We start from the raw sequence: 18,248 nt of genomic DNA, 5'->3' as shown, positions 1-18,248 counted from the left end.
GGGAAAGAGTCTGCTTCTGATAAGACATATTGGGATTTAGCCTTGGAGCAATGTGAACTGGTATATGGAAAATTTGAATTAGAATATAATTTTTCGGATTTATTTGTGCAACATTCGAATTCTAAAGAGGCAATTTTTCAGTTAAATTTCTCAACCGAATCTTCTACAACAGGAAATCGTGGAAGTTGGATATTTGCTCCTCAGAATTCTACGACTGGAATATCGTGGGGACGTATTCGTATGTCGAAAGCTTTTCATGACTATTTGAAAGGAACCTATCCGGATGATCCGAGATATAATGAAACAGTTTTCTTGGAATGGACCAATACGAGTACAGGTGATAAACAGGTTGCCTATCCTAAATTGATCTATAAAGAGGGTCGCGTTACTCATAATGTGGAGATTGCTTATAGTATATGTGCTGAATCCACTAATCCTACAGTGGAAGAGTTGGAATCTATGGACCAAATGTTGGTGAAACGTTTCGTGGAGCCTACCGGAGAGCACAATGGATGGGCTTATTATAAGAAAGCGATTGATCTGAACTCTACTGCACAAAACTCTCGTAAGAATCTTATTTTATATCGCTACGCTGACTTTTTACTTATGATGGCAGATGTTCTGAACGAATCTGGTGATACGGAAAGAGCTATTAAGATAGCAAATGAGGTATTGCAGAGAGCGCGCCAGTCAGGAGGGGCTAATGCGGTTTATCCGAAAGATTGGGAGAGAAATTTAACTCAGGATGAGGTGAGGAATAAAATTTTCTGGGAACGTTTGGTCGAATTGGCCGGTGAACAGACAATGTATTGTGATGTACGTAGACGAGGAACAGAATATCTGAAGAAAGTATTAGAAATTCAGAACAATCATCATATAACAAGAGCCATTGTAGAGAATGCTGAATTGGGTGGACATAAATTTAAAGAACGTCTTTTTAATAATGGTAATTTGACTGAAGACTTTTTAAAGAAAAATCTTAGATTACCTATTCCACAAGAAGAATTGAATACGAATGAGGCAATATCTGCCAGTGATCAGAACTATGGATATTAATTTGTTTTTTCGTTACTAACTTCTCATAGGAGAACGATAGGTATATAAGGAAAAGTTTTACGTTTTACTATAAGTAGTGGTGAGTCATGAGCTCACTGCTACTTGCTGGAAAAAGTATAATAGAAATTGTGACGAATAATAATCATTTGGTCATATTTATTGTTGCAAATTATATTATATGAAATTTCTAATCTGAATAAATACTATTAAAGAGTAATTGTATGTTCTGTTAGTAATAACTATAAGATAACCAGACTTTATAAGATTGAGATGAGATCGTTTTCCCATTTTCAATTTTAGTGTCATTATTAGTTATTATTTTGTCTTTCTTTTCAAATAATATTCAGAAACAGATGTATTTTGAACATTTTTGGAATATATAAAATTATTTCCGAACATTGGTTAGTAACTATTGTCGTACATTTGTATTCTAATTAAGTATAGAATTACTGAAAGATAAAAGATAGAAATTATTGTATTTAAATTAATCTTGTTTTACAATGAACCGACCAGACTTAAAATTAGTTTATCCCTTTGCCGGATTAGCAACATTGGCAGCAGCTTCTTCTTGTCAGCATCAAAAGAAAGAAGAAGCAAAACCATATAATATTGTTTATATCATGACAGACGACCATACAGCTCAGATGATGAGTTGCTATGATACACGTTATATGGAAACTCCCAATTTGGATCGTATCGCTAATGACGGAGTACGCTTTACCAATAGTTTTGTGGCTAATTCACTGAGTGGACCGAGCCGTGCCTGCATGATAACCGGTAAGCATAGTTGTGCCAATAAATTTTATGATAACACTACCTGTATTTTTGATAGTGCACAGCAGACTTTTCCTAAGCTGCTTCAAAAGGTGGGTTACCAAACAGCTTTGGTAGGTAAATGGCACTTGGAAAGTTTGCCTTCCGGTTTTAATTATTGGGAAATCGTGCCTGGTCAGGGAGATTATTATAATCCGGATTTTATTACTCAGGATAATGATACCATTCAGAAACAGGGATATTTGACGAATATCATTACGGATGACGCTATCGACTGGATGGAGAATAAACGGGACAAAGAGAAGCCGTTCTGCCTTTTGATTCATCATAAGGCTATTCATCGTAATTGGATGGCAGATACATGCAATCTGGCACTCTATGAGGATAAGACTTTTTCTCTTCCGGAAAATTTCTTTGATGATTATGAAGGACGTCCGGCTGCTGCTGCGCAGGAGATGAGTATCGTGAAAGATATGGATATGATTTACGACTTGAAGATGCTTCGTCCGGATAAGAATTCACGTTTGAAATCTTTGTATGAGAGTTTTCTCGGACGTATGAATACTGATCAAAGGGCTGCATGGGATAGGTTTTACGGTCCGGTTATCGATGATTTTTACAAGCAGAACCTGAAAGGGAAAGAATTGGCCAATTGGAAATTCCAGCGTTATATGCGTGATTATATGAAGACGGTGAAATCATTGGATGACAATGTGGGTCGCGTACTCGATTATCTGGAAGAAAAAGGGATGCTGGACAATACTTTGGTGGTTTATACTTCAGATCAGGGATTTTATATGGGTGAACATGGCTGGTTCGATAAACGCTTTATGTATGAAGAATCGATGCGTACCCCTTTGATTATGCGTCTGCCGAAAGGTTTCGATCGTAAAGGCGACATCACCGAGATGGTTCAGAATATCGATTATGCGCCGACTTTCCTTGAACTGGCAGGTGCGCCGGTACCTGATGATATTCAGGGAGTATCGTTGTTGCCTCTGTTGAAAGGAGAACATCCGAAAGATTGGAGGAAAGCGTTGTATTATCACTTCTATGAATATCCTGCCGAGCATATGGTAAAACGTCATTATGGAATTCGTACGGAACGATATAAATTGATACATTTCTATAATGATATCGACTGGTGGGAATTGTATGATATCCAGAGCGATCCTACTGAAATGCATAATTTATATGGAAATATACAATATGATTCTGTAATAAACGAACTTAAAACGGAGATGCTTAAGCTACAGGAGCAATATGATGATCCGGTACGCTTTTCTCCGGAAAGAGATAAAGAATAAAAATGTAAATTGTTGATTTATCATGAAACACACCTTATCAATTATAATAGCATTACTGTTTGCCCCTATTATAGCAGTACAGGCTGACGACTTGACACGAAGTATTTCGATTGTTCCCACCCCGGTGCAGATGGTACCGGGAGAGGGGAGCTACCGATTTTCGGATCAGACGGTGTTTGCTGTAGAAAATTCGGGACAGGCGGAAGTTGTCAGGAATTTTATTAAACTGTTTACCCGTGCTGCCGGATTTACACCCCAACTGAAAGAGGGAAGCGCAGCCGGTGGTGACGTTTGTTGTGTAACAGATCGTAATTTAAAAAGTGAAGCTTACCGGTTGGAAGTTACTCCGAACCGTATCGTGATGAAAGCTTCGGATACGAAAGGCTTTTTTTATGCGTTGCAGACTATTCGTCTATTATTGCCGTCCTCTATCGAGAATGCTCGGAATGTAGGGGGGAATCCGGACTGGACAGTACCTTCGGTGAAAATCAGTGATGAACCTCGGTTTGGTTATCGTGGGCTGTTGTTGGATGCCGCCCGTTTTTTTATTCCTAAAGAGAACGTGTTGCGGATTATGGATTGCATGGCTATGCTGAAGCTGAATAAATTGCATTTTCATTTATGCGATGATAATGGCTGGCGCTTGGAAATAAAAAAACATCCTCGTCTTACGGAAGTGGGGGCCTGGCGCGTGGATCGTAGGGATGTACCTTTTCATTCGCGAAGGAATCCGAAGTTGGGAGAAGCGACTCCTGTCGGTGGATTTTATACGCAGGAAGACATGAAAGAGATGATTGCTTATGCAGCCGAACGGCAGATCGAGGTGATTCCGGAAATAGAAATGCCTGCACACAGCAATGCTGCGTTGGCATCTTACCCGGAGTTGGCTTGTCCGGTAGTGAAGAATTTTATAGGAGTGTTGCCCGGTTTGGGTGGAACGCACGCCAATATTATTTATTGTGCAGGCAATGACAGTGTATTTGCCTTCTTGCAGGATGTAATTGATGAAGTGGTGGAGTTGTTTCCTTCCCGGTATATTCATCTGGGAGGTGATGAGGCTAATAAAACGAATTGGGAAAAATGCCCTCTTTGTCAGGCACGGATGAAAAAAGAACATCTGACTCACGAAGAGGATTTGCAGGGATATTTTATGAAGCGGATGTGTGAATATGTGCAAAGTAAAGGACGTGAGGTAATCGGATGGGATGAATTGACCAATAGTACGATTCCTGATGGGACTATTATTTTGGGCTGGCAAGGAATGGGGACGGCCGCTTTGAAAGCTGCTGAATTGGGGCATCCGTTTATCATGACCCCGGCACGCATCATGTATCTGATTCGTTATCAGGGGCCACAATGGTTTGAACCTGTTACTTATTTCGGAAATAATACTTTGCGGAATGTGTTTGACTATGAACCGGTGCAGGAAGACTGGAAACCGGAGTATACATCTCTTCTGATGGGAGTACAAGGGTCTATGTGGACGGAGTTCTGCAATAAACCCGAAGATGTGGATTATTTGCTTTTCCCTCGTTTGGCGGCAGTGGCCGAGAGGGCTTGGACAAAACCGGAGTTGAAAGATTGGAACGGTTTTTTGAAAGGACTGGATGTTTATAACAGCCATATTGCGGTTAAAGGGGTGGGCTATTCCCGTTCGATGTATAACATTCAGCACACCGTGACACCGGTAGATGGAGCGTTGCAGGTTAATCTGGAATGTATTCGTCCGGATGTAGAAATACACTATACATTGGATAATAGGGAACCTTCGGTAAAATCACCTCGTTACACTCAATGTCTGACTGTCAAAAATGCACAAGTATTGAGATGTGCTACTTTTAAAGATGGGAAACAGATGGGAAAGACGCTGATTTTACCTGTTATTTGGAATAAGGCTACCGGTAAGCCTGTACTTGGAGATAACAAGAATGAGATAGTGATGACGAACGGGATACGTGGAAGTCTGAAACAGACCGATTATGAATGGTCTTCTTGGGAAAAGAGCGATCACATTTCCTTTACAATTGATTTACAGAAAAAAGAGATATTGAATACATTAACTTTAGGCTGTATTACCAATTATGGAATGGCTATTCATAAGCCTGCTGTTGTCAAAGTGGAAGTTTCTGATGATAACCGTAAGTTCCGTGAAATAGGAATATTGAACTTTACTTCCGAAGAAATTTTCCGGGAGGGTAATTTTATCGAAGACTTATCATTGGATATGGGCGGTATACAGGCTCGCTATATCCGTATTACGGCTGAGGGCCCCGGAGCATGTCCGGAGGATCATGTACGACCGGGGCAGGAATCCCGGGTGATGTTCGACGAGGTGATGGTGGAGTGAGAATTAGATTTTAGAATTTAGTAGCTGGTAGTTAGAATCCTTGCGGCGTGACAGTCACAAACGGCATATTTCCTACCTTCTACCTTCCAACTCCTAACTTCTAACTCCTAACTACCAGTTTCTAATTTTAAAAACATAAAAACGATGAATAACTCATTGAAATCATTTTTATTGATGATACTGGCAATGCCGGTTATCATTCCTGTTACGGCACAGCAACAGCCTGAATGGCAGAGCCAGTATGCCGTGGGGTTGAATAAATTGGCTCCTCACACTTATGTGTGGCCTTATGGCAGTGCTTCGGAAGTACAAAAAGGTGCTTATGAGCAATCTCCTTATTATATGAGCCTGAATGGTAAATGGAAGTTTAATTGGGTAAAGAATCCAGATAATCGTCCGAAAGATTTTTATAAACCTGCTTTCTATACCGGCGGATGGGCAGATATTGATGTTCCCGGTAACTGGGAACGCCAAGGGTATGGTACGGCTATTTATGTTAATGAGGCCTATGAATTTGATGATAAGATGTTCAATTTCAAAAAGAATCCTCCTCTGGTTCCTTATAAAGAGAATGAGGTAGGCTCTTACAGGCGAACCTTTACCGTTCCCGCCGGATGGGAAGGGCGTCGTGTCGTTCTTTGTTGTGAAGGAGTTATTTCCTTCTATTATATATGGGTAAACGGTGAGTTTTTGGGATATAATCAAGGATCTAAGACAGCTGCGGAATGGGACATCACAGATAAACTGGTAAATGGGGAAAATACGATCGCACTTGAAGTATATCGTTGGAGCTCAGGATCTTATCTGGAATGCCAGGATATGTGGCGTTTGAGTGGAATTGAGCGGGATGTGTATCTTTACAGTACTCCGAAACAGTACATTGCCGATTATAAGGTGACTTCTGTTCTTGAAAAGGAATATTATAAAGAGGGGATATTTAATTTGGATGTGACGGTTGCCGGTCCTGCATCGGGGATAGCTTCCATTGGTTATACACTGAAAGATGCTTCGAATAAAACGGTCCTGCAAGGAAGTCAGGATATAAAGTCGCGCGGATTGAGTAACTATATTACATTCGATGAACAGCGTATTCCCGATGTGAAAAAATGGAGTGCCGAATATCCGAATTTGTACACGTTAATATTGGAATTGAAAGACGCGAGTGGAAAGACTATCGAAATAACAGGTTGTGAGGTTGGTTTCCGTACTTCCGAAATAAAAGACGGACGTTTCTGCATCAACGGTGTACCTGTATTGGTAAAGGGGGTCAACCGTCATGAGCATTCCCAGTTGGGCCGTACAGTCAGCAAAGAATTGATGGAAGAAGACATTAAATTGATGAAGCAACACAATATCAATACCGTCCGCAACTCTCATTACCCGACCCATCCTTATTGGTATCAGCTTTGCGACCGTTATGGCCTTTATATGATCGACGAAGCCAATATCGAATCGCATGGTATGGGTTACGGTTCTGCTTCTCTTGCCAAGGACAGCACATGGCTTACGGCACATATGGATCGTACGCACCGCATGTACGAGCGTTCAAAGAATCATCCGGCTATTGTAATCTGGTCTTTAGGCAACGAATCCGGAAATGGAATTAATTTCGAACGTACGTATGACTGGTTGAAATCGGTAGAAAAGAATCGTCCTGTACAGTACGAACGTGCGGAGGAAAATTATAATACGGATATCTATTGCCGCATGTATCGGAGCGTGGATGTGATTAAAGATTACGTGTCCCGTAAGGACATTTACCGTCCTTTCATCCTTTGCGAATACCTGCATGCCATGGGCAACAGTTGTGGCGGCATGAAGGAATACTGGGATGTGTTCGAAAGTGAACCGATGGCCCAGGGTGGTTGTATTTGGGATTGGGTCGATCAGTCGTTCCGTGAAATCGACAAGGATGGTAAGTGGTATTGGACTTATGGTGGTGATTACGGTCCGAAAGATATTCCCAGTTTCGGCAATTTCTGCTGTAACGGACTTGTAAATGCCATTCGCGAACCTCATCCCCATCTGTTGGAAGTGAAGAAAATCTATCAGAATATCAAGAGCACATTGATTGGCAAGAAGGATTTGACGGTTCGTGTGAAAAACTGGTTCGATTTCTCCGATTTGAATGAATATGTATTGAATTGGAATGTAACCGGTGATGACGGAACAATAATTGCCGAAGGTACGAAAGAGGTTGCTTGTGCTCCTCATGCGACGGTAGATGTTACTTTGGGAGATGTCAAACTTCCGAAAACGCTCCGCGAGGCTTATCTTAATTTGAGTTGGAAACGACAGGAAGCCACCCCGTTGGTAAATACCGATTGGGAGGTAGCTTATGACCAGTTTGTACTTCCGGTATCTAAAAATGCTCGTGGATACAGACCGGATAAAGCCGGAAATACGACTTTTACGGTTGATAAGGCAACAGGTGCTTTGAATTCTCTTTGTCTGGATGGAGAAGAGTTATTAGGGAGTCCGATGACACTGAGCTTGTTCCGTCCGGCCACAGATAATGACAATCGCGATCAGATGGGAGCTAAATTATGGAGGGCTGCCGGATTGGATGCGTTGACTCAAAAAGTGGTTTCCTTGAAAGAAAGCAAAACATCGACTACCGCACAGGTCGATATCCTGAATGCAAAAGGGGAGAAGGTGGGCGATGCTACTTTTGCCTATACGTTGAATCGTGACGGCTCTGTGAAAGTACGGACCACGTTCCAGCCCGACACGACATTGGTAAAATCAATGGCCCGCCTGGGGCTGACATTCGAAGTGGAGGATGCATACGACCATATAACTTATTTGGGAAGAGGTGAACACGAAACCTATATCGACCGGAATCAGTCGGGTAAAATCGGCATTTATGAAACGACTCCGGAGCGTATGTTCCATTATTATGTGGTACCTCAATCTACGGGAAACCGTACGGATGTCCGTTGGATGAAACTGACGGATGATGCCGGTAAGGGTTGTTGGGTAGAGTCGGATTCTCCGTTTCAGTTTAGCACCATTGCTTTCCCGGATGTAATGGTGGAGAAAGCACGCCATATCAATGAACTGGAACGTAATGGAAAGATAACCGTACATCTGGATGCCAAACAGGCAGGTGTAGGTACCGCAACTTGCGGGCCGGGAGTGCAGTCACAGTATCTGGTTCCATTGACAAAACAAACTTTTGATTTCATTATTTATCCGGTGAAGAATAGAGAATAATAGAAGGTAATTATATATTGCCTTACAGTGTGAATCCTTGTTAAGCAGTAGGATATATGAAAATATAAACCCTCTATAAATTGTATAATCGTTTATAGAGGGTTTTGCTGTAAGATAGTATAAGTCGCCTTGCTTAAATAAACTGGTAAATACTTTTAAGAAGAAAGTTTAAATATGCTCTAAGATGAGGGTATATCCAAATGGATGGGTATACCCTATGCGTTATAATTTAAAAATACCATTTGTTATTATTTTCACTTTTTAATGTTTTCGATCTTTTACATGATTTTGATATTTTAATTTATGTAAAATTTGGTTTCATACCATAAAAGCAATATATTTGTTGACTAAACTATTCTAAATCTATAAAATACAATGAAAAAGATACTTGTATTTTTCATGTTGGCGGTCACTTTGATTACTTATGTACAAGGGGTGACCATATCTTCTTCGTACATCAGTGATATCACGTTAGATGGAGTTCCGGCTGTTATTGAGAACACTCATGGGGAGGAACGTTTATTCTTCGCCATAGACCCTGACAAAGGATCTGCATTTACAGCAATCCTTAGTTGTCCGGGAGCGACACAAATCCTGTTCGATGGACAGAATATCTCCACCGACAATCCTGTAATAACCGTTGCTGACTATGCGACGGGTAACCATACCCTTTCTGTGACTCGTGAAGGAATACAGCGTACATGGCGATTGATGTTCACCACGCTGCCGATTATCTGTTTCGATTCAGACTTGGAAGCAATGCTTGCCGTGCGTAACAGTGAAGATTTGTATTATCAAAATCCCCGTAAAAAAACAGATGGGCATATCGTGATTGTCGATCCTCTGAAACGTACGGATGGTGAATATGTATTTAGCCAAAACACAAAATCCCGCATTCGTGGTGCGACATCGGGTGGATATAGTAAAAAATCATTCACTGTTAGCCTGTATGATGATGCTTACGAAGATAAGGTAGATGCCACCGTTCTCGGTATGCGCGATGATGACGGATGGATTCTCGATGCAATGTATGCCGACCATGCACGGATGCGTAACCGCTTGTTGTTTGATATTTGGAACGATATGGACGATCTGCCTTACGACAAAGACTCTGATAAACCTTTTCAGGCCAATGGCACCCACGGCATGCATGTCGAGATACTGTTCAACGGTTCATACTTCGGGCTTTACTGCCTTACCGATAAAATCGACCGTAAACAGCTTAATTTGAAGAAATCGCGTACCGATTTCGACGGTAATTACGCGGGTTCCCGTGGCATATTGTGGAAGGGGAGATTCATGCAAGATATCTGTACTTTTAACTCATACCCCAAAGAATATCCTGCTGACACATTGTATTGGGGATATGTTTCTCAGGAATATCCCGACGACAATAATTCTCAGGCTAATTGGGAACTGCTCAAGCAATTCATCGACCTGATTTCTCCGGCCAATAATGGGAAATACGATGAAGGAGCCAAAGGACGTCTCACGGCAGCATTGCCCCAATGGATTTATATTGACAATGTGGTCAATTATCAGATATTCGGCGAAGTATTTTGCCTTCAGGATAACTGGGGTAAAAATCTGCTTTACAGTATCCGTAATTTGGAGAAAGGGCATAATATTCTTTTCACTCCTTGGGATCTGGATGCAAGTCTGGGGCGCACTGCCGGTGGAGACATTCACGGAACCGATGATCCCAAATGGCACCCTTTCGGGGAACATTGCTCCCCGAAAAACGGCATGTATTTCACTCTTTTGCAGCATAATCCCCTTGAGTATAAAACTCGATTGCGGCATCGTTGGAATATGCTGAAAGATAACCTCCTCTCTCCTGAAGCGGTATACACACGTATGAAAACCTATGCCGATAAACTCACAAATAGCGGTGCATGGGCACGGGAAAAAGCCCGTTGGCCCGAACATGCCGGAGACGTGTACGAAGAAATAGATTATATGAAATCGTATTTTGAAATTTATCACGACCTTTTCGAAAAAGCGGTGGTAAATTTCCCGACGGGTATAACGTCTCCTGCTATGGAGGAATCTGATGCCATCCTGCAGGTTTATACCGGTGCAGGAAGTATAAATGCCAGTGTTTCCGGCAATAACGATAAAGGTGTAATTGCTGTGTTCGATGGTGCAGGACGTTTCATTACCTCTTCGGAAACATCACAGTTGCAAATTGGCGGATTGGTGTCCGGAATATATTGTGTACAACTTAGGCTTGACAATCGGGTTCAGATTCAAAAAGTGATTGTGAGAGAATAGGGGGGAGCTATCGACACATTATCAGAAACAATTTTGAACGATTGCTGAATGAACATGAGGGATATTTTGAATGTCTATAGCCCGATAACGCTCGATGAGATGAGTGGAATAAGTTTGATGAACCGGACGGATACCAAATTTGTTGCCGGTATCGAAAGGGTTCGTGAACTGTTGTTTATGGCAAAGAACGATTATTTTGTACAGCAAACCGGTGGAATGCGGATATTGTCATACTATTCGGTGTATTTTGACACAAAGACATTCGATATGTACGTAGCCCATCAAAATGGTAAATTGAATCGCCAGAAGATACGTATTCGTTCGTATGTCGACTCGGGGGATAATTTTCTTGAAGTGAAAACAAAGAACAATCGTGGACGGACTGATAAAAAACGCATACCTGTTGATACATTTGATCCGTCTAAACCGCAATACAACATTATATTTTCCGATGACATTCATGATGATAAACCAAACTGTGTCGATTTTCTCAAAGAATATCTCCATTGTTCCCCTGCCACACTTAAGGAGTCGCTTGAGATTCGTTTTGATCGTATCACTCTCGTGAACAAGAAAAAGACCGAACGATTGACAATTGATATGAATCTGAATTTCTTTAACACATCCACCGGTATTATAAAGTCCCTCGAAAAACTTGCCGTAATTGAGCTCAAGCGTGATGGATTAGTACATTCGCCTGTTCTTGAGATGCTTCGTACTTTGCGTATTTTACCGATGGGATTCAGTAAATATTGCATAGGGTCGGCTATTACCAATCTGGCTTTAAAACGTAATCGGATTCTTCCGAAATTGCGGCAGATTGAAAAGATATCCATGGTTTGATGTACAAAATGACTATTTAGTAAAGCATCGATAAAAATACAGAATAACACATTTATCAAATATAATTTTTACATAATGGAAGATATTGAAACTTTAGACTTATTGGGAACACCGTTGATGGAAGGATATAACCTGATTACCATGTTATTGAGATTTTCGTTCAATATGCTCGTGGTGTGGCTTAAGATTCATTGCCTCTATTACCCTAAGAGCGGACGGAGAGACTATTACTTTACATTTATGCTTATCAGCATCAGTATCTTTTTTCTGATTTTCCTGCTCGGTGGTGTGAAACTGAAAATCGGATTTGCACTCGGCTTGTTTGCTATTTTCGGAATAATACGTTATCGTACGGAGTCTATGCCGGTGAGGGAGATGACGTATCTGTTTTGTATCATAGCAATATCGGTTATAAATGCTCTTGCCATCACGATAAGCTATATCGAACTTCTTGTAACGAATGTCATATTCTTATTGGCCGCATGGCTCTTTGAAAGTTACATACTACTGAAGCATGTATCGACGAAACTGATCCAGTATGACCGTATTGCGCTTATAACGCCCGATAAGCGTCTTGAACTGATAACTGACTTGGAGCATCGCACAGGATTGAAAATTAACTCGGTTGAAATCGGTGCGATTGATTTTCTACGTGATATGGCAATAGTGAAAATATATTATGAGACAGATCATGTGGGCGATAACAGTATTAACAACGAACTTAAATTATCCCGTGAAGAATGGACAGATGTAGGAAGACAATAACCCGTTATGCCCGCATTCCGACTCTTGCGGCAATATTAGTCGTTGGGTTGCTTGGGCCGACAAGTGTAAAGGCGCAATCTTCCGATTTTGGTATATGGTCGGCGGTTGGGGTTGAAAAGAAAATTAACAAGAAATGGAATGTCGGTGCGGAGACCGAATTTCGCACCCGTAACGATTCGAAGACACCCGAAAGATGGAGTTTCGGAGTGGATGGCAGCTATAAGTTAATGCGTTACGTCAAAGTTGCTGCTGCTTACAGCCTGCTTTACGATAATAACAAAGAGAAAATAACGTGGAATCCTGATGGTAACTACAACAATTGGCGTCCGTCTTATTGGGGAGTACGCCATCGCTTTTCCTTTTCCGTGACCGGGAATGTCGATATAGGAAGGTTGAAACTTTCATTGCGCGAACGCTGGCAGTATACTTATCGTCCGTCGAAGATTACCGAACGCTATGATTTTGATAATGCGCAATGGGAGACTACTGAAGTTCGTGGCAAGGGGCGGAACGTTTTACGTTCGCGATTTCGTGTAAGATACGATATTCCTCATTGCAAGCTCGATCCATATACTGATATTGAGTTGTTTAATTCGTGGTCACTGACTAAAATGCGCTACACTATCGGTGCTGATTATAAAATAAGGAAAAGACACGTCGTCGGTCTTTATTATCGGTGGCAGAACATTACCGGTGACGATGATGATAATCAGCCGGATTGTCATATTCTCGGTATGGGTTATACGTTTAAATTTTAAGATATGTATAAATTCTATTCAATAATAATATTTGTAGTCATGGTGGTATTTGCGTCATGTGAGAATGATGACACCGATTTCAGTCATATCATTGATGGGGCTGAAGTTGAAGTGAAAGATATCGAATTTGATTCTACGCCACTTGACGAGGGAGTCGAAAACATTCCCTCTGACGATAACGACTACGTTGAAAACAGTGATTTTTATTCTGTTGTCAAAGTCGATTATCGTGGGATGACTGCTGTAGTGAGCGGTGATGTCGATATGGTAACCGTATTTGTCGAAGGTGCACATGTCACTATCCATTCTTATCGGCACAACATCGAGTATGTACTTAAGGGTTCGAGTGATAACGGTTCGTTCAAAATTTACAGCGACTACAAAATGAAAATCACGTTGGATGGCGTTGCATTGCATCATCCTTCGGGTGCCGCTCTCAATAATCAGTGCGGTAAGTCACTCTATCTCGTACTTGCGCCCGGCAGCGAAAATACTCTCAGCGACGGTGATCATTACATAATGTCCGGCAATGAAGATATGAAAGGGGCTTTTTTTAGTGAAGGGCAAATTATATTCAGTGGTTCGGGAATTCTTAATGTAAAAGGGGGGTATAAAAATGCCATTGTCAGCGATGATTATATCGTGTTTCGTCCCGGTAATGTGATTAATGCCGGCAGCACAGCTGGTCACGGCATTAAAGCTAATGATGGGGTGAAGATAATGGGGGGAGTACTCAATGTGGAAGTGACTGTAGCGGCAGCCAAAGGCATTAATTCCGAGTATGATGTGATTGTGCGCGGAGGACGTACCACGGTTATCACATCGGGCAATCCGCGTGTTAAGAGTGATGATAGCAGCAGTTGTGCAGCAGTAAAATGTGACGGCTCATTCATCATGACTGCGGGAATGCTTAACCTCAAAAGTACCGGTGAGGGAGGTAAGGGTATCAATTCCGATAAAGACATTTCGATAATATCCGGAGAACTCAACGTTGTGACACTCGGCGACAAAGGTGTGGTATCGCCCAAAGGCGTTAAAGCGGACGGCGACATCACTTTCGGAAAGGCGGACATATATGTTTATAGTAAAGTGGGCCGTGCCATCGATGCTTTCGGCTCATTTACATTTGGTTCTGACTACGCTTCACTTATCGACAGTAAACATTTCTTTGAGATAAAATATTAATAAACCCTTAATGCCTAATATCGCTTTTGTTTAATATTTTTTGAAAGCAAAATTGAAACAAGTCAATCTTTTCTATTTTTTAAAAATATTTTGTTCGGAATAGTATAATTTCATTTGAAATCTTATAGTTATAGACATTTTTGGAAAATAAAAAAATAGTTTTAGACATCATTTTGTATTTATCATCGTAAGTTTGCAATAATATTCAAATATTTGATGATATCGATTCGATATAAAAGTGTTGTATAGCTTTCTGGAGAGATAATAAACTATAAAAATAGAAATTATATTGAAATATGTTGAGTATATGTGAAATGTTCGGGCTTTCAACTAATGGGAAATCGTATGAGGCCTGTTGAGTGAAGTTGATAGATGAAGGAGGGAAAATATATTGAGTAGGATTGAATTCTTGGTTGCGGCTTAGTACTTTTCCTTTTTCAAATGTAATATTATTAAAGAAAGTGTGTTATGTCAATGAATTGGAATGTAGTGGAAAGATAACTTTGTATTAAGGAAATAGTGTTGACGGTTTATCATTGAATAGTAGAGAAAATCCATTCATGACAAAGAATATTTCTGTAATTTTGGAACTGGATAGTATAACGTAATGGATTTTAAAAATAGTAAAGTGACTGGCATTGTAACTATTTTGTAAATTTCCCAATGGAATATATGTGGTAAAGTTATATTAAACTTAGGTTGACTACCTTTTGTAAGGTTAAATAGATGAATACTATGAATAGAGATAAAATATTGGAGAATAATTCTTCTCGACTTGCTTCATTAGATATATTACGGGGCTTTGACTTGTTTCTTCTTGTTTTTTTTCAACCTGTGTTTGTAGCATTAGGGCAACAATTAGATTTGCCTTTTCTGAATAGATTAGTCTATCAATTTGACCACGAAGCGTGGGTTGGGTTTCATCTTTGGGATCTTGTAATGCCGCTTTTTTTGTTTATGACAGGGGCTTCGATGCCTTTTTCTTTGTCTAAATACAAAATTTCTTCTGCCGGCTGCCAGTTTGTCTATCGTCGGATTTTTAGGCGGGTTGTTTTGCTATTTTTATTTGGTATGATTGTTCAGGGCAATCTGCTGGGATTTGACAGTCAGCATATTTGTTTATATTCTAATACATTGCAGGCCATTGCTGTAGGGTATCTCATAGCTGCTATTATCCAATTGCATTTTTCATTTAAGTGGCAGATTATAATAACCTTGTTACTACTTCTGGTATATTGGATTCCTATGACATTTTGTGGCGATTTTACACCCCAAGGAAACTTTGCAGAGCAAGTAGATAGATGGGTTTTAGGCCGTTTTCGAGATGGAGTTTATTGGAATGGAGATGGTACATGGAGTTTCTCACTTCAATATAATTATACGTGGATTTGGAGCAGTCTGACATTTGGAGTAACTGTAATGCTTGGAACTTTTGCCGGAAAACTAATGAAAGAGGGGGAGGCGAACCGGAAAAGGGTAGTGAGGATATTGTTGATAACCGGATTGATTTTGATAGGTGTAGCAGTGTTGTGGAGTTTGCAAATGCCTGTTATAAAGCGTCTGTGGACAGGCAGTATGACATTGTTGTCCGGTGGATATTGCTTTTTGTTAATGGCGTTTTTTTATTATTGGATTGATTATAAAGGCCGTATCTGGGGGCTGAACTGGTTGAAAATATATGGAATGAATTCCATTGCGGCTTATCTGTTGGGTGAAGTGATAAATTTTCGGTGTGTTGCAGCTTCGGTGAGTTATGGGTTGGAACAATACTTGGGTGATTATTATCAAGTATGGTTGACTTTTGCCAATTACCTTATTCTCTTTTTCATTTTGAGGGCCATGTATAAATGTGGATTATTCCTTAAGGTTTAATAAGTGGATGTAGTGGAGAAATGATATATTGGCGGAATGTAGAAAGTAAAATGAACCTGATAATCTGGAAAAAGGATATTTTTCATATTTAGAATATTAATAATTACGGCATAGAGAATGAGAAAATTGTATTTATGTTTTGTGAGTGTGTTTTTATCTTTTGCGCTTTGGGCGGAGGGAACGGATTATACCCGGGGACTTTCCATTTGGTTCGATACCCCGAACAGTCTGGATGGAAGGGCGATCTGGTTGCGTGCTGACGGATCGGGGATGAATCCCGATAGAGAGTGGGAAAATGCTTCTTTACCGATTGGAAACGGTAGCTTAGGGGCTAATATATTAGGCTCGGTAGCTGCAGAACGGATTACCTTGAATGAAAAGACCCTTTGGAAAGGAGGTCCGAATACAGCCGGAGGGGCCGACTATTATTGGAAAGTGAATAAACAGTCGGCTTCGGTAATGGAAGAGATACGGCAGGCATTTACCGATGGCGATTATAAAAAGGCAGAATTGCTGACTCGGAAGAACTTTAATGGTTTGGCACATTACGAGGAGGGAGATGAGACTCCTTTCCGTTTCGGATCATTCACTACGATGGGAGAAATTTATGTGGAAACCGGATTGAGCGAGATAGGGATGAGTGACTATTACCGGGCACTCTCGCTGGATTCGGCTATGGCGGTGGTGAGTTTTAAGAAAGATAATACCCGGTATATGCGTAAATACTTTATTTCGTATCCGGATAGCGTAATGGCGATGAAGTTCACTGCTAATAAAACCGGGAAACAGAACCTGGTACTCCGTTATTGTCCGAATTCGGAGGCAAAGAGCAGTCTGTGTGCGGACGATACCGACGGATTATTATATACTGGAGTATTGGAGAATAATGGGATGAAGTTTGCAATCCGTATCAAAGCGATAACGAAGGGAGGAACGACGACCGTAGAACAAGATCGTCTGATAGTGAAAGATGCCGATGAAGTAGTTTTCTTGTTGACTGCCGATACGGATTATAAGATGAATTTTCAACCGGATTTTAAAGATCCGAAGACATACGTGGGGAGCGATCCGGAGCAGACGACCCGAAAAACAATGGAAGGAGCTATCCGGAAAGGATATGATGAACTATATCGTGCCCATGAAGCGGATTATACTTCTCTTTTCAATCGTGTGAAGTTACAATTGAATCCGGAGGTAACTGCCCGGAATCTGCCTACCAATCTGCGTTTGGCAAACTATCGGAAAGGGCAGGCCGATTATCGTCTGGAGGAGTTGTATTATCAATACGGCCGGTATCTGTTGATCGCTTGTTCCCGTCCGGGTAATATGCCTGCAAACCTGCAGGGCATATGGCACAACAACTTGAATGGTCCCTGGCGTGTGGATTATCATAACAACATCAATATACAGATGAATTATTGGCCGGCCTGCTCCACCAATTTAGGAGAATGTACCCGGCCGTTGGTTGATTTTATCCGGAGCTTGGTGAAGCCCGGTGCAGAAACGGCAAAAGCTTATTTCAATGCCCGTGGGTGGACAGCTTCTATTTCCGCCAATATTTTCGGTTTTACGTCGCCTTTGTCGAGCGAAGATATGTCATGGAATTTTAATCCGATGGCAGGTCCCTGGCTGGCTACCCATATTTGGGAATATTACGACTATACGCGTGACAAGGAATTCCTGAAAAGCACGGGATACGATCTACTTAAAAGCAGTGCACAGTTCACAGTGGATTATTTGTGGCATAAACCAGACGGAACTTATACGGCTGCTCCTTCCACTTCACCGGAACACGGTCCGGTGGATGAGGGGACTACCTTTGTACATGCAGTGGTGCGTGAAATCCTGCTG

At 41.1% G+C, this 18,248-nt stretch carries 11 protein-coding genes; all 11 read left to right on the top strand.

Annotation, left to right across the window (positions count from 1 at the left end):
* The coding region (locus tag QVP90_RS13145) for a RagB/SusD family nutrient uptake outer membrane protein (protein ID WP_288204481.1) at window positions 1-1,056 on the top strand (1,056 nt) is incomplete at its 5' end.
* A gap of 500 nt (window positions 1,057-1,556) precedes the next feature.
* A complete protein-coding gene (locus QVP90_RS13140) occupies window positions 1,557-3,137 on the top strand; it encodes a sulfatase family protein (RefSeq protein WP_005930124.1) in 1,581 nt (526 codons plus the stop codon).
* Window positions 3,138-3,159: 22 nt separating this feature from the next.
* On the top strand, window positions 3,160-5,484 hold the full coding sequence (locus tag QVP90_RS13135) for a glycoside hydrolase family 20 protein (protein ID WP_021936683.1): 2,325 nt from the start codon (window positions 3,160-3,162) through the stop codon (window positions 5,482-5,484).
* Between the two features lie 144 nt (window positions 5,485-5,628).
* Window positions 5,629-8,700 carry a glycoside hydrolase family 2 TIM barrel-domain containing protein gene (locus tag QVP90_RS13130; protein ID WP_021936682.1) on the top strand — a complete coding sequence of 1,024 codons (3,072 nt, stop codon included), beginning with the start codon at window positions 5,629-5,631 and terminating at the stop codon, window positions 8,698-8,700.
* A gap of 375 nt (window positions 8,701-9,075) precedes the next feature.
* Window positions 9,076-10,974: a CotH kinase family protein gene (locus tag QVP90_RS13125; RefSeq protein WP_021936681.1), complete on the top strand. Its 1,899-nt coding sequence runs from the start codon at window positions 9,076-9,078 to the stop codon at window positions 10,972-10,974.
* A 48-nt stretch (window positions 10,975-11,022) separates the two neighbouring features.
* The gene (locus tag QVP90_RS13120; protein ID WP_224206295.1) at window positions 11,023-11,817 is read left to right on the top strand and encodes a polyphosphate polymerase domain-containing protein; all 795 of its coding nucleotides are present in this window, start codon (window positions 11,023-11,025) and stop codon (window positions 11,815-11,817) included.
* 75 nt (window positions 11,818-11,892) lie between these two features.
* The gene (locus QVP90_RS13115; protein WP_021936679.1) at window positions 11,893-12,582 is read left to right on the top strand and encodes a DUF4956 domain-containing protein; all 690 of its coding nucleotides are present in this window, start codon (window positions 11,893-11,895) and stop codon (window positions 12,580-12,582) included.
* The gene (locus tag QVP90_RS13110) at window positions 12,558-13,340 is read left to right on the top strand and encodes a DUF2490 domain-containing protein (protein WP_007481635.1); all 783 of its coding nucleotides are present in this window, start codon (window positions 12,558-12,560) and stop codon (window positions 13,338-13,340) included. The genes QVP90_RS13115 and QVP90_RS13110 overlap by 25 nt, the downstream gene beginning before the upstream one ends.
* A gap of 39 nt (window positions 13,341-13,379) precedes the next feature.
* A complete protein-coding gene (locus QVP90_RS13105) occupies window positions 13,380-14,525 on the top strand; it encodes a carbohydrate-binding domain-containing protein (protein ID WP_021936678.1) in 1,146 nt (381 codons plus the stop codon).
* A gap of 735 nt (window positions 14,526-15,260) precedes the next feature.
* Window positions 15,261-16,397: an acyltransferase family protein gene (locus QVP90_RS13100; RefSeq protein WP_021936677.1), complete on the top strand. Its 1,137-nt coding sequence runs from the start codon at window positions 15,261-15,263 to the stop codon at window positions 16,395-16,397.
* Window positions 16,398-16,514: 117 nt separating this feature from the next.
* On the top strand, window positions 16,515-18,248 hold a 1,734-nt coding region (locus QVP90_RS13095), incomplete at its 3' end, for a glycoside hydrolase family 95 protein (RefSeq protein ID WP_288204478.1).

It is taken from the genome of Bacteroides sp. CAG:189 (assembly GCF_000432295.1).
Taxonomy (GTDB): Bacteria; Bacteroidota; Bacteroidia; order Bacteroidales; family Bacteroidaceae; genus Bacteroides; species Bacteroides salyersiae.
This window is presented reverse-complemented; position numbering and strand designations above follow the sequence as displayed.